10 protein-coding genes, 2 tRNA genes and 3 rRNA genes are annotated in these 22,997 nt (G+C 47.2%); 6 read left to right on the forward strand and 9 right to left on the reverse strand.

From position 1 onward, the window contains the following. The first annotated feature begins 115 nt into the window (after positions 1 to 115). A complete protein-coding gene (locus tag GJU87_RS17480; protein WP_153640659.1) occupies positions 116 to 2,554 on the forward strand; it encodes an RND family transporter in 2,439 nt (812 codons plus the stop codon). Further along, on the forward strand, positions 2,551 to 3,534 hold the full coding sequence (locus GJU87_RS17485; RefSeq protein WP_153640660.1) for a polyprenyl synthetase family protein: 984 nt from the start codon (positions 2,551 to 2,553) through the stop codon (positions 3,532 to 3,534). The genes GJU87_RS17480 and GJU87_RS17485 overlap by 4 nt, the downstream gene beginning before the upstream one ends. A 22-nt stretch (positions 3,535 to 3,556) precedes the next feature. Here GJU87_RS17485 and GJU87_RS17490 read toward each other — a convergent pair whose 3' ends face one another. Then, the gene (locus GJU87_RS17490) at positions 3,557 to 4,729 is read right to left on the reverse strand and encodes a MalY/PatB family protein (RefSeq protein ID WP_153640661.1); all 1,173 of its coding nucleotides are present in this window, start codon (positions 4,727 to 4,729) and stop codon (positions 3,557 to 3,559) included. Between the two features lie 17 nt (positions 4,730 to 4,746). Further along, positions 4,747 to 5,457: a 2-phosphosulfolactate phosphatase gene (locus GJU87_RS17495; RefSeq protein ID WP_153640662.1), complete on the reverse strand. Its 711-nt coding sequence runs from the start codon at positions 5,455 to 5,457 to the stop codon at positions 4,747 to 4,749. A gap of 361 nt (positions 5,458 to 5,818) precedes the next feature. Here GJU87_RS17495 and GJU87_RS17500 point away from each other — a divergent pair, with 361 nt between their 5' ends. The 3 genes from GJU87_RS17500 to GJU87_RS17510 all read left to right on the forward strand — a co-directional run bounded on the left by GJU87_RS17500 (position 5,819) and on the right by GJU87_RS17510 (position 12,122). Further along, positions 5,819 to 6,451, forward strand: coding sequence for a hypothetical protein (locus GJU87_RS17500; RefSeq protein WP_153640663.1), 633 nt, complete (start codon positions 5,819 to 5,821; stop codon positions 6,449 to 6,451). Positions 6,452 to 6,668: 217 nt separating this feature from the next. After that, positions 6,669 to 9,449: a sugar-binding domain-containing protein gene (locus GJU87_RS17505; RefSeq protein WP_153640664.1), complete on the forward strand. Its 2,781-nt coding sequence runs from the start codon at positions 6,669 to 6,671 to the stop codon at positions 9,447 to 9,449. 261 nt (positions 9,450 to 9,710) lie between these two features. Next, the gene (locus tag GJU87_RS17510; protein ID WP_153640665.1) at positions 9,711 to 12,122 is read left to right on the forward strand and encodes a phosphocholine-specific phospholipase C; all 2,412 of its coding nucleotides are present in this window, start codon (positions 9,711 to 9,713) and stop codon (positions 12,120 to 12,122) included. Between the two features lie 614 nt (positions 12,123 to 12,736). Here GJU87_RS17510 and rrf read toward each other — a convergent pair. From rrf to GJU87_RS21500, 6 genes are all read right to left on the reverse strand, one after another. After that, positions 12,737 to 12,847: ribosomal RNA gene (gene rrf / locus GJU87_RS17515) — 5S ribosomal RNA — on the reverse strand. A 155-nt stretch (positions 12,848 to 13,002) separates the two neighbouring features. Beyond that, positions 13,003 to 15,889 (reverse strand): 23S ribosomal RNA (locus GJU87_RS17520). A gap of 198 nt (positions 15,890 to 16,087) precedes the next feature. Beyond that, positions 16,088 to 16,161, reverse strand: a tRNA-Ala gene (locus tag GJU87_RS17525). Between the two features lie 124 nt (positions 16,162 to 16,285). Beyond that, positions 16,286 to 16,359: transfer RNA gene (locus GJU87_RS17530), tRNA-Ile, on the reverse strand. Between the two features lie 229 nt (positions 16,360 to 16,588). Beyond that, positions 16,589 to 18,108 (reverse strand): 16S ribosomal RNA (locus GJU87_RS17535). Together the 16S, 23S and 5S rRNA genes with 2 tRNA genes alongside form the textbook arrangement of a ribosomal RNA operon. Before the next feature lie 1,059 nt (positions 18,109 to 19,167). Beyond that, positions 19,168 to 19,881 (reverse strand): hypothetical protein, encoded by a 714-nt coding sequence (locus GJU87_RS21500; RefSeq protein WP_228492038.1) that lies wholly within the window; start codon positions 19,879 to 19,881, stop codon positions 19,168 to 19,170. Positions 19,882 to 20,137: 256 nt separating this feature from the next. Between GJU87_RS21500 and GJU87_RS17545 the strand changes: the two genes are divergently transcribed. Next, positions 20,138 to 20,854 (forward strand): DUF6261 family protein, encoded by a 717-nt coding sequence (locus GJU87_RS17545; protein ID WP_153640666.1) that lies wholly within the window; start codon positions 20,138 to 20,140, stop codon positions 20,852 to 20,854. 870 nt (positions 20,855 to 21,724) lie between these two features. Here the strand turns inward: GJU87_RS17545 and GJU87_RS17550 are convergent. Then, positions 21,725 to 22,849, reverse strand: a complete 1,125-nt coding sequence (locus GJU87_RS17550; RefSeq protein WP_153640667.1) for a hypothetical protein — start codon at positions 22,847 to 22,849, stop codon at positions 21,725 to 21,727. Between the last annotated feature and the right edge of the window lie 148 nt (positions 22,850 to 22,997).

Raw genomic sequence — 22,997 nt, forward strand, 5'->3', positions numbered from 1 at the left:
AGGTAAAACCTTGGCATTTAGCCTAACCCTCTCAGCAGCATAACAAGTAAAATGGCATATTCTTTTCAATTCAGTCAATTAAACACTAATTTCGCGGGGATTTCATTTTATTATTATGTGGAGAAGAATAGCACGCTTCATTTTATCTTACCGAATTGCCCTCTCGGTTATTTTGCTGGGAATTACCATTTACATGGGATTTAAGGCACCTCAGGTTCAACTTTCGTACGAATATGCTCCGTTGTTACCTAAAAAAGACACGGTTTATCAGGAAAATCAGGATTTCATTAAGAAATTTGGTGCCGGTTCCGATGTGATTGTCATCGGCGTGCAGGATTCCAACTTCTTCAAAATCGACCATTTCAACCGGTGGAATGAAATGGCTGCCGAGCTGAAAAAAATTGATGGTGTGGAAGGCATGCTGTCGGTAGCCAACGCTTACGATATTTACAAAGACCGGAAAGCACACAAGTTCAAGTTCGACAGCATTTTCCCGTCAAGGGCACAATCGCAGGAACAACTCGATACACCGGTTGAAACGTTGCATACGTTACCTTTTTACAAAGGCCAGTTATATAACGAAAAGACCCATACCTACATGATGGCCATTACCGTAAGCAAAGCCTTGATGGCAACGCCGAAACGGGAAAAAATGGTTAATCAGATTGTGAAAGTTGGCGACCAATACCAGGCAGATACAAACGTAAAGGTTCATTATTCGGGAATGCCATACATCCGGGTAGTCACTTCGCAAAAGATCAAACGAGAGTTTTTGATGTTCATTCTGGCGGCGCTGGCCGTGGTCATCATCATCCTGTTCTCATTCTTCCGTTCGTTTAAAGCAGTGATTCTTCCGGTTACGGTCGTGCTTATCGGGGTCATCTGGACGCTCGGACTGATGGCCATACTCGGCTATAAAATTACGTTGCTCACAGGGATGATTCCGCCTTTGCTCATTGTGATTGGGGTTCCCAACTGTATTTTCCTGGTGAATAAATACCATAACGAATACAAAGGGCACGGCAATAAAATCAAGGCGTTGCAGCGGACCATCATGAAGATTGGTAACGCTACGTTCCTGACCAACTTAACTACCGCTTCGGGTTTTGCCACCTTCCTGGTGACCAGCAGTTCTATCCTGAGGGAATTCGGTTTGATTGCGTCGGTGAACATCATGGCGGTTTTCATGACCTCGCTGATCATTATCCCAACGGCTTTCACCATCCTCGACCCACCGGCCGACAAGGACATGCGCCACCTCGATAATAATTTCATCGGGAAGATTATCGACAAGTTTGTTTTGGTCACTCAAAATCACCGGAAGGGTATTTACGTCACATTTGGCATTATTCTCCTGCTGAGCATCGTCGGAATTACCCAGATGAAAAGCACTGGCTACATGGTGGACGATTTGCCGAAGAATGACCCGATTTACCTTGACTTGAAATTCTTTGAAAAGAATTTCGACGGGTTAATGCCATTGGAAATTACAATTGACACCAAACGTCCCAACGGAGTTTTGCGCACATCCAACCTAAAAAAAATTGATGAATTCAGCACCGCCCTTTCGAAGTACAGCGATTTGTCTCCATCACTTTCGTTGGTAAACGTGTTGAAGTTTGCCAAACAGGCTTTCTATAACGGAAACGAAAAATATTATTCGCTGCCGAGCTACCGCGAACAGTCGTTCATTCTGTCCTACGTGGGAAAATCGAACGGCAAAATCGGCGATCTCAAATCGTTTATCGACAGCACCAAAGAAGAAACACGCATCAGCTTCCGCATGAAAGACGTGGGTACAACCCGGATGGAAGATTTGTTGAGCCGTATCCGAAAGGAGGCTGCTAAGATATTCCCGGCCGACAAATACCATGTGACTGTCACTGGAGCTTCAGTGGTATTCGTGAAAGGAACCCAGTACCTTGTGAAGAGTCTGTTCCAGAGTCTCGGCTTGGCAGTTTTACTCATCGCCACTTTTATGGCATTGATGTTCAACTCGCGGCGGATGGTGTTCCTGTCGCTGGTTCCGAACGTAATTCCGTTGCTTTTCACGGCCGGAATCATGGGCTTTACGGGCATCCCGATTAAGGCGTCTACCATCCTGGTTTTCTCCATCGCTTTCGGTATATCGGTCGACAACACGATACACTTCCTGGCCAAATACAGGCAGGAACTTCGGTTTACCCAATGGAATATTGGCAAGTCGGTGGTACTCGCTTTGCGCGAAACCGGCTTCAGCATGATTTATACCTCGTTTGTACTTTTCTTCGGATTCGGTATCTTCAGTCTGTCGAGTTTCGGCGGAACAGTTGCCCTTGGCATTCTGGTATCGTTGACCTTACTCGTTGCATTAATATCGAACCTGATATTGTTGCCGGCATTACTTCTCGGATTGCAACGTCGCGCTACAACACGGTATTTCGAAGAACCTTTCCTCGAAATTTTCGATGAGGAAGAAGACATCGAACAGGATGAGCTTCGAATTGAAGGAAGAGATAAAAACGGGAATCTTCTCTCCGAAACCGATGAAAAGGATAAAACTATTGATGAATGAAAAGCCAGCAGGAACTCTTTGACCGCTTTCTTCAGGAACTGAAAAAAGAACGGGAAAAAATTGACAACGCTACACCGGCGGGTCTGTACAAACCGGTTTCCTATACCCTCGACATGGGCGGAAAAAGGCTCAGGCCGGTACTGGTTCTGACGGGAGCCAATCTTTTTTCCGAAAATATTGAAGAAGCACTGCCGGCCGCTACTGCGATCGAAGTGTTCCACAATTTTACCCTGCTGCACGACGATTTAATGGATAACGCGTCGGTCCGTCGGGGCAAACCAACCGTTCATTTGAAATTCAATCCCAATACGGCCGTTCTCAGCGGCGACGCCATGATGATTCTCGCCAATGAATATCTGGCCAATTCACCTGCAGAAAAATTACCTGAATTACTGAAGCTCTTCTCCCGAACAGCACTCGAGGTTTGTGAAGGGCAGCAGTATGACATGGATTTCGAGAGCCGGATGGACGTAACCGTGGATGAATACATCGAAATGATTCGGTTGAAAACTGCGGTGTTAATTGCCGGCGCCTTGAAACTGGGAGCCATCATCGGTAACGCGCCGGAAAAACAGGCTAAACTGTTATATGATTTCGGAATAAACATTGGGCTGGCATTTCAGTTACAGGACGATTGGCTCGATGTTTACGGCGATCCCAACGTTTTCGGTAAGAAAATTGGTGGCGACATTCTGAGCAATAAGAAAACATTCCTCTTACTCAAAGCACAGGAAAAGTTGCAAGGAGAGAAAAAGAAGCAGCTGCAAAACTGGATTACCAAAGAGTCTTTCCTTTCGGAAGAAAAAATTGAAGCGGTTACGCAGTTATATAATGAAGCTGCAGTAAGTGAGGAAGCACAGCAGCTCATGCTCCATTACCATGACGAAGCGTTGAAGTGTTTGGCTCAACTCGAAGTGGAAGAGGACAATAAAAAAGATTTAGTTGCTCTGGCTGAACAGGTGATGTCGAGGATTAGCTAACCAATCCCCGACATTCTATTTTTTAAAGCACTCTTAACGCTTTTTCGATGCGTTCCAGGCCTTCCTGCAGGGTTGAACGCGGACAGCCAATATTCATCCGGAAAAAGCCTTCGCCGCCGGTTCCAAACGTACTTCCAACATTCATGGCCACGCCGGCTTTATTCACCAGCACATCTTTCATCTCTTTTTCGCTCAAACCATAGTCGCGGAAATCCATCCACACCAGGAATGTCGATTCCGGCTGCATTACTTTAACTTTTGGCAAATGCTCCGCCATAAAATCGTTCAAATATTTCAGGTTTCCCTGAAGATATTCCAGCAATTCGCCCAACCACTCTTCTCCGTTCGTGTATGCGGCTTCGGTGGCAACGGTTCCGAAGATATTGCCTCCGTGAACATGCAGTACATTCAGTATCCGCTCGTAACGTACCCGCATCTTCTTTTGCGGAATGACCAGGAATGCGGAAGATAAACCTGCAATGTTAAACGTTTTGTTGGGTGCCATACAAACGACCGTAATTTCAGCCAACTCTTCCGAAATGGAAGGCAACGGAACATGTTTGTGCCCCGGGTAAATCAGGTCGGAATGAATTTCATCGGAAACGATAATGACGCCTTTCTCTTTACAAATTCGTCCAAGCTCAGTAAGTTCTTCCTTCGTCCAGACCATGCCACCCGGATTGTGCGGACTGGACAGTAACAACATTTTGGTTTTATCGTCAATCTTGGCTTTCAGATCCTCGAAATCGAAATAATACCGGCCGTTTTCCAACTTCAACGGATTCTCCACCATCTTCCGGCCCGAGCCTTTCACGCAAGTGAAAAAAGGAAAATATACCGGCGGCTGCACAATTACTTTTTCATCCTCGTTGGTAAGCGCCATGATTAACATGGTAACGGCCGGCACCACTCCCGGACTAAATGAAATCCACTCGCGTTGAATATCCCAGTCGTGCCGCTTTTTCATCCAATCAATGATGGACTGATGGTAACTTTCGGGCCGGTAAGAATAAGCCAACACTTCATGCTCGGCGCGCCCGCGAATGGCATCCATGATGAAATCGGGTACCCGGAAATCGGTATCGGCTACCCACATAGGTAACGCCTCCGCATTGCCGCAAAACTGTTCCAACCGGTCGTATTTGATACAATTGGTTCCTCTTCGCTCAATTATTTCGTCAAAATTATAGGTCATATGATAAAGGTTTACGGTTATTTCTTCAACTCAAACGTACGGGAATCGATCCGGTTCAGATAACGGATGCCATCCTCTTCCTCCAGTCGCAAAATAAAATCGAAGCGATCGAGTGAAAGGCACAAATCGAAATCGGAGGCCGGTGACCATTCACTATTGGCCGGATCGAGCAGACGGGCACCATCGCCTGTACGAAGTTCTTCCACCATCTCATCAAAGCGGGTAGATTTTCCCGTTAGGAGATCGCGTATATGTTCTGCCAGAAAAGTGTCTTCCTGCGACGGACGTTCGCCGGCGTATCCCATGCAAACCAGGCTCACTGTTTCCGGCGAGCGGTATCTAATATATTGGGCTATTGCTGCAGCGTTTACAAAACTGCCGGTGATGATTTCGTCGGCATGAACCGCGTTCACAATTCCCTGGGTGCCGGAACTACTCCGGTGAATAACGGTTTTTCCCGACAGGTCTGCTTCCAGAATGTGCGTGGGCGAATTCCCGTAATCAAATCCGGTAATCTTGCGCTCGTTCTGTTCGCCCATTAATACCGAACCGGGAATTTCTTCCGCTAAGCGAAATGCTTCTTCAATATTTCCTACCGGGATGATTCGTGAAGCTCCGCGCTCCATGGCATAACAAGCGGTTGAAAACGCCCGGAAGACATCGATGACTACAACCAGCCCATCGGCTTGTTGCGCACCTTCTATTAATTGCAGAATCCGAATATCCATTTAATATGATTTCTGGAAATGGAAAATTGACCATCCAAAATAAATGGAAATAGAGGGTTTTTCCCGAAAGGAATTATTAAAAATTTTATCAAAGTTGGGTTTTTGAAGAAAAAAATTCATTCAACTAAGGTCAGACTAATAAAACAGCCCACCTCGAGATCATATAAACTTCACACATATACAGTTGATTTTGTGGTATTTGCGAAAATAAATACATACACCTCTTCAATTTAAGATCACATTTCGACTCAAATCCCGTTTCCGATCACGTACAGTTAAAAAAGCAGTAATATATGTTTTACAACATATGCTGTATAACATGTTTATATTTGCAGTGTAAAACCTCTTAAAATAAGAAGCTATGAAGACAACAAACTTTAAAACAATGATGAGCAAGAATTTAATGGTAGTAAGTTTGAGCGCGTTCTTCCTGGTTATTACAATTGGCCAAGCATTGGCAAGTGGTAAGACTTCAGTTTATACTAAAGATAATTCGGATCTCTCCATCGTTTCGGTTATCAACCCCGGAACGCAACCAATGAGTATCACTATTGAGAATGACTTGGGAAGTGTAGTTTATTATACCAAAAACAATGTATCGGGAAGCCAGTATTTCAAGGCGTTCGATTTCTCGAGACTGGATGATGGTAACTACAACCTGCGGGTCCGTTCCGGTAATAAAGTTGTGGTTCAGCCTTTCAACGTAGTTGACGGCCGCGCCGATATGATTGACCAGGTTGCTGACAACAAAGATGTTGCTCCTACTTTCAGGTTTAAAAACAACATGCTCAAACTTTCCTACCTAAACCTGAGCAAGGACAACGTTGAAGTTTATTTGTACGACAACAACAACAATCTGCTTCACGAAGAAAACCTCGGAAAAGACGTAAGTCTGGGTCGTATTTTCGATTTCGAATCGGCTAAACCAGGTCAGTATCAGGTTGTATTAACCGTTGGCGACAAAAACAATTACACCTACACGGTGAATAAATAAATTTTTGCACCATCAAAAAAACAGAGCGTCCTTTAGAAGGGCGCTTTTTTTATGCCCGAAATTTTACTCCTGCCTTTCTGCTTCTCTCTTAATTCTGATTGACATATCCTTTCAAGCTAATTGTAATAAATACACTATTTCACTACTTTTGGTTGGTTCGATTCCCAAAGAGAGATCGCAAACAAGTGACAATTAAATAAATTAATTAAAACCAAACATGAAAAGAGAGGCAATACAATTTCTGTTTCTGATTTTGTTTCTCTTTGCGGCACCCGCTGTCCAGGCACAAAACGGTGCAGTAAAGCAAAAACAAATCACCAATTTTCAACTCCAGTCGTCAGCCGTGATTGACGCATCCGGTGAAACTTTATCAACCCCATCTTATCAGGCCAATGTGTACTGGTTTCCGGTGAAAGTGCCGTCGACAGTACTTACCGGATTGGTGGCCAACAATGTTTATCCCGATCCGTATCAGGGAATGAACAACATGCGTATTCCGGATGCATCCGACAGTTTCAATAAGGAGTACAACCTGGAGCAATACAGCTTTCTTCCGAATGATCCTAATCCCTGGAAAAAGCCGTATTGGTATCGTACCTCCTTCAAGGTGCCCGCCAGCGATAACGGACGCCATTTCCAGCTGATCTTTAAAGGCATCAACTACCGGGCTGCGGTTTGGGTTAACGGCCAACAAATTGCCGATTCGACTGATATGGCAGGCATGTTCGCCGAATACAGCCTCGATGTCAGCAAAGAAATTAAAGCCGGTGATAAGAACTACCTGGCGGTGAAGATTTATCCGCTCGACTTCCCGGGTGAACCGGCTCCTGAGCAACTAAAAGCCATGGGACCGTTCTTTGCCAACGGTGGTCCAACCGGCGATATTGGTAAAAATGTGACCATGCTTTGCTCGGTCGGTTGGGACTGGATGCCACCGACCCGCGATCGGAACATGGGAATCTGGCAACCAGTTTATCTGCGTACTACCGGAGCAGTAACCATCAGTCGTCCGCATTTGGTGACGACATTACCCGCTCTTCCCGATACAACGGTCGCTGATATTTCCCTAAAACTGAATCTCGCAAATCATGGTAATTCCGGTGCTAACGGAAAATTGAATGTTACCATCACACCGGAAAACTTCAGTGGCTCTTCCATCGAATTCTCGAAAGATGTTACGCTAAGTGGTAATTCTTCCACGAAAGTGTATCTCAATGCGGAAAACGAAACGAGTCTGCACATCACCAATCCGCATTTGTGGTGGCCCAATGGTCACGGTGCACCCAATCTCTATCGTATCCGTTTGCAGTACCTTGCCGGGAATTCCGTTTCTGATGACACCACTTTTGTTTTCGGAATTCGCACAGTGAGCTCGAAAGCCACCGAAGTGAAGGGCAAATTCCTGCGTCGTGATTTCTATGTGAATGGAAGACGCGTCAACCTGGTCGGTGGAGCCTGGGTTCCTGACATGATGGTTAACCGGGACTCTTTGCGCTATGACAACGAACTTCAGCTTTGTCGGAACGCAAATATCAACCTGGTGCGCATTTGGGGCGGTGGTATTACGCCTCCCGACCAGTTTTTCAACGCTGCCGACCGCTATGGTTTGCTGGTTTGGTCCGACTTCTGGGTAACCGGAGATACCCAGGGTGAATTTAAAGGTTCGCCTGACTGGCCGTTGCAAGGCAATGTTTTCATTAAAAACATGACCAGTACGATTCTTCGCATCCGGAACCATCCAAGCTTGTTACTGTGGACCGGCGGAAACGAAGGTCATGCGCGTAAAGAGCTTTACTACGCCATGCGCGACAGTATTATAAAACTTGACGGAACACGGCCGTTTATTCCGAGTTCTTCCGGCTTTGCCAAATTGCCGGCTGACTGGCAGGCTTCATGGCCCGATAACAAACAATCAGGTGTTTACAGCGGCGGTCCGTATGCATGGCAGACTCCGAAACAATATTACAACCTGGCCAATAATGCCAAAGACTGGGTTTTCAAAGACGAGACCGGTATTCCGTCGCAACCTCCGTACAATATTCTTCCGAAGATTATCCCTGACCTGGTTTGGGATAAAACACTTCCGTTCCCGTTGAACAATACCTGGGGGTACCACGATGCAGCTTCCGGAAACGGAAAATATGACCTTTATTACAAGGACATGGTGAAACGTTTCGGCGAGCCAAAATCGATGAAAGGCTTTTCGGAAAAAATGCAGCTGATGAATGCTATGGGTTACCAGGGGATTTTCGAAGCAGCCGGAAGCAAACTCGATGACAATGGCGGTGTAATGCTCTGGAAACTGAATGCAGCCTTGCCGAGTGTCATCTGGCAGGTATACGATTGGTATTTGATGCCCAATGCAGGCTATTATTTCATGCAAAATGCCGTCGAGCCTGTCCATGTACAGTACGACCAGGATAATGCCTCTGTGACCGTCGTCAACCGCTCATACAGCCGGGAAAAGAACCTGGTGGCTGAAGCCGATGTGTATAATATTCATTCGAAACTCATCCACAACGAATCGAAGAAGGTAAGCATAGATGCTGAGTCCGTCAAAAAAGTATACTCTCTGTCAAAAGTATTGGCTAAAGCCGAAGGTGTTTCATTCGTTGTTTTACGATTGAAAGATGCAAATGGGAAAGTAATTTCACACAATTCCTACTGGCTTTCGCCTGATGACAACTTTACTTCGATGAACGCGATGGATAAAGCACAAGTTGAGTTGAAGGTCATTGACAAAACCACGAAAGGCTCGCATACAAAATGGACAGTTGAACTGAGCAATCCATCCGATAAACTGGCGTTCTTTGTCCGTCCGATGCTGATGAATAAAGGCGAGGAAGTATTGCCCGGCATGTGGTCGTCAAGTTATTTCACACTGAAACCCGGAGAGTCAAGAACCGTAACGGTTAGCACACCTGCTCAAAATCTTGACAAATCAGGTTTTCGTGTAGAAGGCTGGAACTTGGAGCCGATATGTCGCCCCAATAAATAGCTACCACTAACTAACACCATGCATAACTGTTATGAAGTGCGTTACCTTCGGGTGGCGCACTTTTTTTTTCGCTTTTCTGAATGAAAGATATGGCCCGCACATAAAAATATAGTCCTCTACGGCTACAGCAACAAAATCGAATCATGTTTGTAACTGATTGTTAACTGAAGCTTTTCATTGTTTAATAATAAACTAACAACAGCAGAGCCTGAGCCTTCCTACATTTAGCCTCAGCAATTTTTAATTTATTCTAAATAAACCATGGAAACAAGAAGGTCCTTTTTGAAGAAAGCATCTCTGTTGGCCGGCTCTACGGCTCTAGCGAGTACAATGCCCGGCTCGATACTTCGGGCGATGGCAATCAACGCTGACCCCGGAACGTCGTATCTGGATGCGGAACACATCGTATTTTTAATGCAGGAAAACCGTTCATTTGACCATTGCTATGGCCGGTTGAAAGGTGTTCGAGGATTCAACGATCCCCGGGCAATTGATCTCCCCACCGGCTCGCCTGTTTGGTTTCAGCGGAATTCCAACGGACAGACCTTCGCGCCGTTTCGTTTAGATATTAAAAACACCAAAGCCACCTGGATGGGTTCGTTGCCTCACGGTTGGAATGATATGGTGGAAGCCCGCAATCATGGCAAAATGAACAAATGGCTGGATGCAAAAAAATCGGGAAATCCCGATTATCAAAAATTACCATTAACCATGGGGCACTACGACCGGGAAGATATCCCTTTTTATTATGCATTGGCAGATGCTTTCACGGTTTGCGACCAGAGTTTCTGTTCGACCTTGACGGGAACAAGCCCCAATCGCTGTTATTTCTGGGCAGGTACCGTTCGCGAGGAACCACACAACCCGGACGCGACGGCTCATGTGAATAACGGACAAATCGATTTTAAAGATGTGAGTTGGAAAACCTACCCGGAACGACTGGAAGAAGCTGGCATTTCATGGGGCGTTTACCAAAACGAGTTGAGTATTCCATCCGGATTTTCAGACGATGAAGACTACTGGTTGGCCAATTTCACCGATAATGATCTGGAGTTCACCAAGCAATACCACGTTCGTTTTCATCCTCTCCACCGGAAATTTATGCAGTCGGAACTGGAGCGGCTGACGCAGTTGGAGCAATCAGGGAAACTGAAAGGTGATGAGTTGGGAAAAAACCGGGCGACCATTGAGCAACTAAAGAATGATCTGGAAACATACAGCGAAGCGAATTTCGAAAAACTGAGCGAGCAAGAAAAGGCCATTCACCGCAAAGCGTTTATCACGAATATGAACGCCCCTCACTACCGTGAGTTGGAATCACTTGAATTCGATGGCCAGAAAGTGGGGGTTCCCAAAGGCGATGTTCTTCACCAATTCCGAAAAGATGTAAACGAAGGTACGCTGCCAATGGTTTCCTGGTTGGTGGCCCCCTGTGCTTTTTCTGACCATCCGGGCTCGCCTTGGTTTGGCGCCTGGTATGTATCCGAAGCCCTGGACATTCTAACCAAAAACCCTGAGGTGTGGAAGAAAACCATCTTCGTATTGACCTATGATGAAAACGACGGCTATTTTGACCATATGCCACCATTTGCTGCGCCGCGTCAGGGGAGCGCCAACGACGGAGCAACAACTCAAATCCCGACAGACGAGGAATTCGTAGACGGGAAAGACAACCTGGGGCTGGGTTTCCGGGTACCAATGGTGATTGCTTCGCCCTGGTCAAAAGGTGGTTTTGTCAACAGCGAAGTTTTCGACCATACCTCTTCGCTGCAATTTTTGGAACATTTTATCGAAAAGAAAACCGGTAAAAAAGTCATAGAAGAAAATATTGGCACCTGGCGAAGAGCTGTTTGCGGCGATTTAACATCGGTGTTCCGAAAAGCTGATGACTCACCGGCATCGCAGGATTTATTGGTTGACCGTAACAAATATATCGAACGGATTTATTCGGCCAAAGACAAAAAACTACCGGGTGACTTCAAAGCATTGGATGACCAAACCATTCGTGCTCTCCAATCCAACAACAGGCTCGGGCAATATTACCCCAAGCAAGAATCCGGCACTAAACCAGCCTGTGCCATTCCCTACAATTTATCGTTGGATACCAAAATTCAACCGGATGAAAAAGCCTTAGCATTTACATTTGGTTGCCAACCCGGATTAGCCAAAACCAAAACAATTACAGCTCCCTTTCAACTTTACGATTTGCTCGCACTGAAAAACAACCAGGGACAGGCTTGTTACAATTTTGCCGTCACCGAAGGTAAAGAGCTGGGGTATTCCATCCCGCAACGTTCAGATGATTACTATTTCAAAGGACATGGTCCCAACGGGTTTTACCGGGAATTCAAAGGAAAGTTCAGCCATTCTCCCGAAATACATGTCCAGGTCAGCCACTTAGGTCATTCCGGCCAATTACAAATCGCGATTCAAGAACCGGGAAGCAAAAAATTAGACATTCAACTTGTGGATAATTCGTACAAAAGAGCAAATGAAACATTCAGGCTCAAAGACAAGTCAAAGGAACTACTTTTGAATTTGTCCTCCAGTTCCGGTTGGTATGATTACAGTCTAAAGGTGGAAGGTTACCCGGAGTTTGAACAACGCTTTGCCGGCCATGTAGAAAACGGTAAGACAAGCATGACCGATCCGTTGCTTGGACACGTAATATAGACCAATTCGTGCTATAATGCCACAAATAACCTCAGAACTTGCTCTTCGGTATTCCCTAAGGCTCGGCTGACATATCCGGGCCTTAAGGAATTTTGTAAATTAATCGTCCCACACAATATCTCTCGATTTTTGCAAAAGCTCCTCGTTCTACCTTAGTTTTACCAGTGACTTTATTAATGAATCCTTCCTCCTGCCCCTGCTGATTATTCCATTGTAAAGTGTGAAAAACCATCCCCAAAACGAACATCCCAGCCTTCGGTCCTTTCTATTTTGCTTTCGCAGAAGAAGCCCCAAAATACACTTCATTTTACCTTGCGGAAGTCGATATACAACCGATATAGGATAGATATAGGAGAAACATCTGAAGTCTGTTCCCTGTAACCTGGTTGCCTGCAACAAAAAAAGGCAGCCATCCGGCTACCTTCACACACACAATCGCTCCAACCTATTCCCGGTCGGACCGGAACTCACTAATCAATCCCTTCAGAGCGTACAATATCTTAGATATCAAGACCGGTGTCTTTTGTCTCTTATCTGTTGTCTAATATCTGAAGTCTATTGTCTTTCGGATATAAAAAAGCCCGACTCCAATAAAGGAACCGGGCTTTAAATAAAATAAGCGGCGACCTACTCTCCCACATCTCTGCAGTACCATCGGCGCTGACGGGCTTAACTTCTCTGTTCGGAATGGGAAGAGGTGGAACCCCGTCGCTGTAGCCACCTAAAGTTTTCAGCTTTGCTTTTCAGCTATACAATATCTTATAGTCATACAGAAGTCTCTGTCTGATGTCTCTTTTCTGACATCTTGCTTCTTTTGACTGACATGAACCCTGGAAGAAAACAATTTCATTACAACAAAAACACCAATTTATAAAACCGGCAAGGAAAGTTTCGGGCAATTAGTATCGCTCGGCTTTGACGTCACCGTCTTTACACCTGCGACCTATCTACGTCGTAGTCTCCAACGACCCTCTAAGGAGACCTCATCTTGAGGCGAGCTTCGCGCTTAGATGCTTTCAGCGCTTATCTCTTCCACACATGGCTACCCAGCGGTGCTCCTGGCGGAACAACTGGTAAACCAGAGGTATGTCCAACGCGGTCCTCTCGTACTAACGTCAGGCTCTCTCAAGTCTCCTACGCCCACAACAGATAGGGACCGAACTGTCTCACGACGTTCTGAACCCAGCTCGCGTGCCACTTTAATGGGCGAACAGCCCAACCCTTGGGACCTTCTCCAGCCCCAGGATGTGACGAGCCGACATCGAGGTGCCAAACCGCTCCGTCGATATGAGCTCTTGGGAGCGATCAGCCTGTTATCCCCGGAGTACCTTTTATCCTTTGAGCGATGGCCCTTCCATACGGAACCACCGGATCACTATGCTCTAGTTTCCTACCTGATCGACTTGTAGGTCTCACAGTCAAGCGCGCTTATACCATTATGCTCTGCTGGCGGTTACCAATCGCCATGAGCGCACCTTTAGAAGCCTCCGTTACTCTTTTGGAGGCGACCACCCCAGTCAAACTACCCACCACACACTGTCTCCCATTTCTGGGATTAGGCCCCAGGCAAGCAAAGGGACGTATTTCAAGGATGACTCCACGAATCCTGGCGAACCCGCTTCAATGTCTCCGTCCTATCCTACACATCACTTACCCAGAACCAATGTGAAGTTGCAGTAAAGGTTCACGGGGTCTTTCCGTCCCGTTGCGGGTAAGCGGCATCTTCACCGCTACTACAATTTCACCGAGCTCGTGGCCGAGACAGTACCCAGATCGTTGCACCATTCGTGCAGGTCGGAACTTACCCGACAAGGAATTTCGCTACCTTAGGACCGTTATAGTTACGGCCGCCGTTTACCGGGGCTTCGATTCAATGCTTCTACCCGAAAGTATAACATCCCCTCTTAACCTTCCGGCACCGGGCAGGTGTCAGGCCATATACATCATCTTGCGATTTAGCATAGCCCTGTGTTTTTGATAAACAGTCGCCTGGGTCTTTTCACTGCGGCTGGCTCGCGCCAGCGCCCCTTCTCCCGAAGTTACGGGGCCATTTTGCCTAGTTCCTTAGCCACGAATCACTCGAGCGCCTCAGGATTCTCTCCTTGACTACCTGTGTCGGTTTACGGTACGGGTTCTCTACACCTGTAGCTTAGAGGTTTTTCTCGGAAGCCCTTAGGACCACTATCCGATTGCCCGAAGGCTCTCGGTACTGTCGGGGTTCACCTCACCGCGCGGATTTGCCTACGCAGTTCAACGGCTACGCCCTTCAACGTACTATTCCGTCAGTACGCGGGTCTTTCATCACTTCGTCACCCCATCGCAGTCTAGAGAAGTATCGGAATATTAACCGATTCGCCATCGACTTCGCCGTTCGGCTTCGCCTTAGGTCCCGACTAACCCTGATCCGATTAGCGTTGATCAGGAAACCTTAGTCTATCGGCGGGCAGGTTTCTCACCTGCCTTATCGTTACTTATGCCTACATTTGCTTTTCCGGACGCTCCAGCATACCTCGCAGTACACCTTCAGCGCCGACCGGAATGCTCCCCTACCACTGTAAATAAATTTACAATCCATAGCTTCGGTGGTATGTTTAATGCCCGATTATTATCCACGCCCGACCGCTCGACTAGTGAGCTGTTACGCACTCTTTAAATGAATGGCTGCTTCCAAGCCAACATCCTAGCTGTCTAAGCAATCAGACCTCGTTTGTTCAACTTAACATACACTTGGGGACCTTAGCTGATGGTCCGGGTTCTTTCCCTCTCGGACACGGACCTTAGCACCCGCGCCCTCACTCCTGGTGAGCATCTTGCAGCATTCGGAGTTTGTCTGGAGTTGATAGGCGGTGAAGCCCTCGCATCCAATCAGTAGCTCTACCTCTGCAAGACTCATAACCAAGGCTGCACCTAAATGCATTTCGGGGAGTACGAGCTATTTCCAAGTTTGATTGGCCTTTCACCCCTACCCACAACTCATCCAAGGACTTTTCAACGTCCCCTGGTTCGGTCCTCCATCCCGTGTTACCGGGACTTCAACCTGGTCATGGGTAGATCACATGGTTTCGCGTCTACCCCCACTGACTATACCGCCCTGTTCAGACTCGCTTTCGCTTCGGCTCCGTGGCTGAACCACTTAACCTTGCCAGTGAGGAGTAACTCGTAGGCTCATTATGCAAAAGGCACGCCGTCACCCCCTAAAGGGCTCCGACCGCTTGTAGGCGTACGGTTTCAGGTACTTTTTCACTCCCCTGTTCGGGGTGCTTTTCACCTTTCCCTCACGGTACTGGTTCACTATCGGTCTCTCAGTAGTATTTAGCCTTACCAGATGGTCCTGGCAGATTCAGACAGGATTTCGCGTGTCCCGCCCTACTCAGGATACTGCTAACTCCGCAAGCCTTACACGTACAGGACTTTCACCTCCTTTGGTGTGACTTTCCAGAACACTTCCGTTTCGTCTTACTTTGTATATCGCAGTCCTACAACCCCGAAAGTGCCGAAACACTTCCGGTTTGGGCTATTCCCCGTTCGATCGCCACTACTGGGGGAATCACTTTTGTTTTCTTTTCCTCCGGGTACTTAGATGTTTCAGTTCTCCGGGTTAGCTTCCTGCATAACAGGATACCATGCTTATGCATGGTGGGTTGCCCCATTCGGATATTCGCGGATTAACGGTTATTTGCACCTCCCCGCGACTTTTCGCAGCTTATCACGTCCTTCGTCGCCTCTGAGAGCCAAGGCATCCCCCGTACGCCCTTTCGTACTTTCTCTCGCCTTGTTCGAAGGTTTTATCCTTCGGCGTTTCTCTTGTAACTCTGTTGTTTTTCTTCCAGCATGTCAATGAACTTCATCCCTTTCAGGATATGTGGATTACAGGGAATCGAACCCTTTCCTCTTTCAGGCGCCAGCCTAATCCTTCGTGTTCCAATACGTTTCTTTATGAACTTTTCCTGGTGTTTACACCCTCGTGGAGAATATCGGAGTCGAACCGATGACCTCTTGAATGCAAATCAAGCGCTCTAGCCAACTGAGCTAATCCCCCGTCTGTGCAATGGGTAATCAATAATGTGTAATGAATAATTACTAATTACCAATTTGCGGTTACTTCCGCTTTGCCTAATAAACAATCTGACTCATTACTAATTGTTCATTATTCATTGCTTTAGTAGTCCCGCCCAGACTTGAACTGGGGACCTCTACATTATCAGTGTAGCGCTCTAACCAGCTGAGCTACGGGACTGTCTGCAGAATTGAGAATTGAAAATGGATAATTGATAATGTCCGTTTCCTGCTCTGCATCTGCTTCTCTCAGACCCGTGCATTGAATAGTGAGAACCGCTTTGCATTGAATTCTCAACTTCAATTCTCAATTTTCAATTGCTCTTGTGTTTTACAGTATCTTTTAAAAAGGAAGAAGTAAGCATCCTCTGCTCTAATTTCCTCTCAGAAACCTATCGTGTCGGCTCCAGAAAGGAGGTGTTCCAGCCACACCTTCCGGTACGGCTACCTTGTTACGACTTAACCCCAGTCATTGGTTTTACCCTAGGCCGCTCCTTGCGGTTGCAGACTTCAGGTACCCCCAACTTCCATGGTTTGACGGGCGGTGTGTACAAGGCCCGGGAACGTATTCACCGCGCCATGGCTGATGCGCGATTACTAGCGAATCCAGCTTCATGGAGTCGGGTTGCAGACTCCAATCCGAACTGAGACCGGCTTTTGGGATTAGCATCCTGTTGCCAGGTAGCTGCCCTTTGTACCGACCATTGTAACACGTGTGTAGCCCTGGACATAAGGGCCGTGCTGATTTGACGTCATCCCCACCTTCCTCTCACCTTACGGTGGCAGTCTCGCCAGAGTCCTCAGCATTACCTGCTAGCAACTGACGATAAGGGTTGCGCTCGTTATGGGACTTAACCCGACACCTCACGGCACGAGCTGACGACAACCATGCAGCACCTTGTAAAACGCCCCGAAGGGAAGTCACCTTTCGGCAACGGTCATTCTACATTTAAGCCCAGGTAAGGTTCCTCGCGTATCATCGAATTAAACCACATGTTCCTCCGCTTGTGCGGGCCCCCGTCAATTCCTTTGAGTTTCAACCTTGCGATCGTACTCCCCAGGTGGATAACTTAATGCTTTCGCTTAGCCGCTGACTGTGTATCGCCAACAGCGAGTTATCATCGTTTACGGCGTGGACTACCAGGGTATCTAATCCTGTTCGCTCCCCACGCTTTCGTGCATCAGCGTCAGTTACGCTTTAGTAAGCTGCCTTCGCAATCGGTGTTCTGAGTAATATCTAAGCATTTCACCGCTACACTACTCATTCCGCCTACCTCAGGCGCACTCAAGCTATACAGTTTCAATGGCAGTTCTACAGTTGAGCTGCAGCATTTCACCACTGACTTATATAGCCGCCTACGCACCCTTTAAACCCAATGAATCCGGATAACGCTTGCATCCTCCGTATTACCGCGGCTGCTGGCACGGAGTTAGCCGATGCTTATTCCTGCAATACCGTCAAATCACTACTCGTAATGACCATTCTTCTTGCAGAAAAGCAGTTTACAACCCGTAGGGCCGTCATCCTGCACGCGGGATGGCTGGTTCAGGCTCTCGCCCATTGACCAATATTCCTCACTGCTGCCTCCCGTAGGAGTCTGGGCCGTGTCTCAGTCCCAGTGTGGGGGATCATCCTCTCAGAACCCCTAGGCATCGTCGCCTTGGTGAGCCGTTACCTCACCAACCAGCTAATGCCACGCATGCCCATCCTGTACCGCCGAAACTTTAATCCGTAAACCATGCGATTCACGGAAACTATGGGGTATTAATCCGGATTTCTCCGGGCTATCCCCCTGTACAGGGCAGGTTGCATACGCGTTACTCACCCGTGCGCCACTCGTGTACCCCCGAAGGGGCCTTACCGTTCGACTTGCATGTGTTAAGCCTCCCGCTAGCGTTCATCCTGAGCCAGGATCAAACTCTTCGTTGTAATCAAAAAGTTTAAATGTCTATTTGCCTGGCACGATCAGTTTTTCCTCTAAAAGAAAATTGAACTTCTGGTGCTTATCTTCTTTCCTTTTCAATATTTTCAATGAACTTATTCTTCTTCTTGACTCCTGCCCCTTCTGCCCAACCCTCAGTTGCCGTCGGACGGGCCGAAAAAAGCGTTGCAAAGATAGAAATCTTTTCGCGTTAATTCCAAATCTTTTTTTGCCTTTTTTATTTGGCTTCAGCACCCGGAAATCAACGCCCGTTTTTTAAAACGTGGCGGCAAAGATAAAACCTTTTATCCCGACTTTCCAAATACTTCTTCAAAAAAATTTGCGGGGTGATTTCTTCGGGTAAAAACCGAACGAATCCGACTTCTCTGTTTCCCTTTTCAACCTCCCACTGAACGCTGCTCCCCTCCCGGAAAGCGGATGCAAAGAAAGCGTATTTTTTCCTTTCTCTCCAAACCTTTTTTCCTTCTTTTTTGACATAAAATCGCAAGTGACTGAGTAGCTGGACTAACTTATTTCAAAAAAAGATCACAGACAGCAATCACAGGAGGAGAAACATGGTGAGTGGGCGAAAAGGAGACGGGGAGACAAGGCAATGGGGAGACAGCAATTTTGAATGATGATGAAAAGTGGAATGACGCTTCGGGGCTTTAAAAAAAATTGAATGATGAATTATAAATGTTGAATTAAAAGTTCCGGGGAGCTTTCATAGCAGGCCTGGAGGACCGTAATTCCAAAGCCCGGGTGGCGTAGATTGAAACGGCGGAAAAGTTTTGGGCGAAATTACAGGAGCAATACACCCGGACCCGGGCACCGTCCGCATGTGCGGCGCAACAACGCTGTTTCTATTATAATGGCCGGAAGGTGCGCCTCCCGCTCTCGCGGATATCCTAACCCGGGGTGGCGTCATCACGACTACATCGTGATTCCTTACCCCGGGCTGTGGGCTTTCAGGCCTTCAGCCTGACCAACAACAGAAACGTTTTTGACGATAGGAACAACAGCGAAGCACAACGTGAAACTTGAAACTTTGAAACCTGAAACCAATTTTATCCAATCACCACATCCAGTTGGCGGCCTTCTTCTTTGGCCTTTTTATCCATTTGGGTTCCCACACCGGCTCCGATAGCCAGGCCAATGGGCAAACCCACCCCCAGGTAGGCAATGCTCCCCAGCGCCAGGCCTATGACAACACCGATGGGAAGTCCAAATGCTGCCATTCCGCTTGCCATCCAAAGGTTTCGGTAATAGTTTTGCGGGACAATCTTCAGTTGATTCTCCAGCTCTTTTACCACATAGGCTTTCGACTTTACCAGTTGGCGGGCAAAATCCTTCCCGGAAACGGAATTTAGTCGCTCAATTTCCTGGTTAATTAGTTCCACCATTTCGTCCGGAAGTGTTCGCTTCTTCAATTCGTCAATCAATTCTGTGAACTGCGTATAGTTCTTCATCTCCCTTTCGGAAGGTTGTTTTTTTAACTCGGTGAATGTCATCTGCTTTTTTATGAGATTATAATGATGATGGAAAACGATGTTCTGCGCCGTTATTCGGCAGGCAGCACATGAAAGTACGAAAAATCCTTCGACTAACATAAATAAGAATACCAAACCCGAATGCCCACCGGCTCCGGGCAGCACAATCGTTTCGTGATGGACAGCCGCAATGAGAGATATGGTTGTTCTTCGCCGGGTAAGTGCCGAAAAATCGTTTCCGTGCGCAGATTTCCTGAGTTTACAGCCTGCCCTGACGGAAAATCGTGACATGAAGATTTAATGATTATATGAAACTTTACTTATCCGCCATTTAATTAAACAATGAATAAGTAATCTCATAAGAATTAAATATTTCATTATATAATGAATAGTTATAATCCTTGTGTTTAATTATTCAACTAACTAATGACATATTAAAATCATTTGATTTCACTATTTCATTATCTGTTTATTCGTCGTAACTTACTGGGAGTAATCCTTCCCGGCAGGAAAAAGGTTTCCCAAGGGAAGAAAAAGCCTCGTAACCATGCTGACCAAGCTCATGACCAACTGTCGCGCCACCGAAGCAGGAAGCGCATCGAACCGAATCCTTATTGTTTATCGCCGTACCACGATTAATGGTGACACTTACCTGGAGAATATCATGGTGTCGCTGGAAAAACAAACGAAAGATCTGACAACAGCCATCAAGCGGGATAGGGCGAAATCGGCACTGAAAGAAAAGAATACTGCTCGCAACAATCAGTGGCGAAGCCTTTCGTACCAGCTGCTCGGGGCCATTCATCATCCCGCTCCTGTGGTTCATGCTGCCGGGGAAAAAGTGTATCATGTGTTCGAAAAGTACGGACTGGCCCTGATGAGGAAAAGCTACGCCACGCAAACAACGCTTATCCGCTCTTTTCTGATGGACCTCTCGGAACCGGACATGCAACAGCCGATTAAGCTAATATCGGGGTGCAGAGAGCGACTGATACTCCTGGAATCGGCCCAGGAGGAGTTTGAGAACAGTCGTCTGAAATGGCAGACAATTAGGGGAAAAGAGCGTAAGCTGGTGAGCGCCACCCAAATTAAACAGCAAGTAGTGAGCCTGGTTAATAAGCAACTGGTAGATTACCTCAGGGCCATGCAACAGGTAGACGATGCTACTTACGGTGACTTAACACGCACCGTGGCGAAGATGATCGCCGAAATCAATTTACAGGTAAAGAAAAGGGCGAAGAAGAAGAAAACAGAGAAGGCGTAAGCTTTTCCAATGTTTGAGACTTTGGAAAAGCTCAGGACAATGAAAGCGCCCCTCCCAACCTCCCCAAACCGGGGAGGGATTTGGTCGCGAAGGACGGAGCGTTGAAGAACGAGACAGCAACCCAGGGCGTCAGGCCTTCAGCCTGGCGGGCTCCGGTCGGCCTGAAAGGCCAAATTATTTCAGCCCAATGGCAACGCCTTGGGGAATGAGGCAATAGAGTGCTGTAAGCGGTCGTGTCATGATTGTGTTTGAAAATGAGAGGTTGTTTCGACCGCAAGGGCGATGGAGCGGACAGAAGATATTTTAGTTGTAGTTTCTATGTGCGGCGCAACAACGTTGTTTCTTATTATAATGGCCGGAAGGTGCGCCTCCCGCTCTCGCGTGTATCCTAACCCGGGGCGGTGTCATCACGACTACATCGTGATTCCTTACCCAGGGCTGCGGACTTTCAGGCCTTCAGCCTGACAACAACAGAAACGTTTTTAACGATAGGAACAACAGCGAAGCACAACCCGGAACATGAAATGTTGAAACCTGCCTCCTTATACTGCGCGGCCACGATGTATTGTGGCCCTACAGCACCGGCTCAACCAGCTACGTCTTCCATCCTCCCCTGGTGTCATTTCAATTTCTTAAAACTCTTTTAACAACAGAAACCACGAAGCACAATCTATAATCCCGTGCATTTCTCACTGTTCATATACTCATGGTTCATTGCTTTGCGGCCGGGCGGAGGCCGACAGCCGGACGAAGCAGGGCCGGTTGGACGAACGGGAGTGCCGGGGCGATTGAAATGAGCCCCCGGAACGACTGGTGAGAACCCGGGCCTGCAAGTACGCTACAGGCCGCAGACCGTGAAGCCGCCCAGAATTAAATTTCTTTACGGTAACAGCGTTTCCGCTTGTGCTGGATGTGATCGAAGTTTTTCCAGTTTTGGATGGCTTTGTTGTTGGTTTCGAGCATGCCGGTGGTTTCGAGATTTTTGACACCGCTACCGATAAGCTCCTGCAACAGTTCGGAGAAGAGCAGCGAAACCATTCCTTTTCCCTGCCAGTCGGGATGCACACCGGTGAGCAACAGATCGCACTCATCAGGATTTTTCAATGCTTTCCGAATATGGAAAATCCCGAAAGGAAACAACTTGCCATTGGCTTTTTGCAGTGCTTTGGAAAGCGACGGCAGCGCAATAATGAAACCGGCAATGTTCCCCTCGCCGTCCTCAATCATTTTCACAAATTTGGGTTTGAGCAACGGAATGTACTTGTTCAGGTAATAACGGCTGGTCTCCTCGTTGAATTCGACGACACTAAAAAGATCTTTGAAAGCAGAGTTCAAAATTTGGAACACCCGCTGACCATATTCGTGAAGTTCTTTCCGGGTTTTGAAGTTAACGACCTTGAGGCCGTAGCGGCGCTTCACCATGTCGTTAATGCGAACCGCCTTCTCGGGAAGCGAGAATCCTGCCAACGACAACCGGAATTCAATCCAGTCCATCTCCTTGGCATAGCCCAGCCGCTCCATGTGTTCCTGGTAGTAGGGCAAATGATATTCGGAAACAACGGATGGCAGGTAATCGAAACCTTCGACGAGCATGCCCTGGTGATCGAGATTGGAAAAGCCCAACGGACCATGAATGCCGTTGGCTTCGTGCTCTTTTGCCCATTGTTCGGCTTTCGCGAAAAGCGCATCAACCACCTCTACGTCGTCGATGAACTCGGCCCGGGAAAAACGAGCCATCCGCTCGCCGGTTTTCTCATTATGCCTGTGATGAATGATTCCGGCCAACCGACCTACGCATTTACCATCCTTGCGTGCAATCCACAAAAGAGTGTCGCAGCCACGCATCGCTGGATTTTTTTCTGGCAACAGGGCATTCCGCTCCTCACTTTTGACGGGGGGAACCCAGTAAGGATTATTACGGTAAAGCTCAAAAGGTAGTTCAACAAATTCTTTCAATTCATCAGTTGACCTGACTTCGACCACTTCAATTGCCATTATGCGTATGTTTCGGTTTGGAGGATTCAAAGATGCTCATTTTTCGTTTTGGAATCAATTCGATATCCGATCACGATAATTTTAGGTTATCAACCAACAATCCGGACAATCCTCACATCCAGCTACCTATCAAAACATTGTCTACTAC

The organism is Prolixibacter sp. NT017, from assembly GCF_009617875.1.
Lineage (GTDB): Bacteria > Bacteroidota > Bacteroidia > Bacteroidales > Prolixibacteraceae > Prolixibacter.

Bases quoted from the DNA above. Each gene is read 5' to 3' on its own strand.
- GJU87_RS17500 (WP_153640663.1), top strand. From the start codon at position 5,819: ATGAAGACAACAAACTTTAAAACAATGATGAGCAAGAATTTAATGGTA.
- GJU87_RS21500 (WP_228492038.1), bottom strand. From the start codon at position 19,881: ATGTCACGATTTTCCGTCAGGGCAGGCTGTAAACTCAGGAAATCTGCG.
- GJU87_RS17550 (WP_153640667.1), bottom strand. From the start codon at position 22,849: ATGGCAATTGAAGTGGTCGAAGTCAGGTCAACTGATGAATTGAAAGAA.
- GJU87_RS17485 (WP_153640660.1), top strand. From the start codon at position 2,551: ATGAAAAGCCAGCAGGAACTCTTTGACCGCTTTCTTCAGGAACTGAAA.
- GJU87_RS17505 (WP_153640664.1), top strand. From the start codon at position 6,669: ATGAAAAGAGAGGCAATACAATTTCTGTTTCTGATTTTGTTTCTCTTT.
- GJU87_RS17510 (WP_153640665.1), top strand. From the start codon at position 9,711: ATGGAAACAAGAAGGTCCTTTTTGAAGAAAGCATCTCTGTTGGCCGGC.
- GJU87_RS17490 (WP_153640661.1), bottom strand. From the start codon at position 4,729: ATGACCTATAATTTTGACGAAATAATTGAGCGAAGAGGAACCAATTGT.
- GJU87_RS17495 (WP_153640662.1), bottom strand. From the start codon at position 5,457: ATGGATATTCGGATTCTGCAATTAATAGAAGGTGCGCAACAAGCCGAT.
- GJU87_RS17480 (WP_153640659.1), top strand. From the start codon at position 116: ATGTGGAGAAGAATAGCACGCTTCATTTTATCTTACCGAATTGCCCTC.
- GJU87_RS17545 (WP_153640666.1), top strand. From the start codon at position 20,138: ATGCTGACCAAGCTCATGACCAACTGTCGCGCCACCGAAGCAGGAAGC.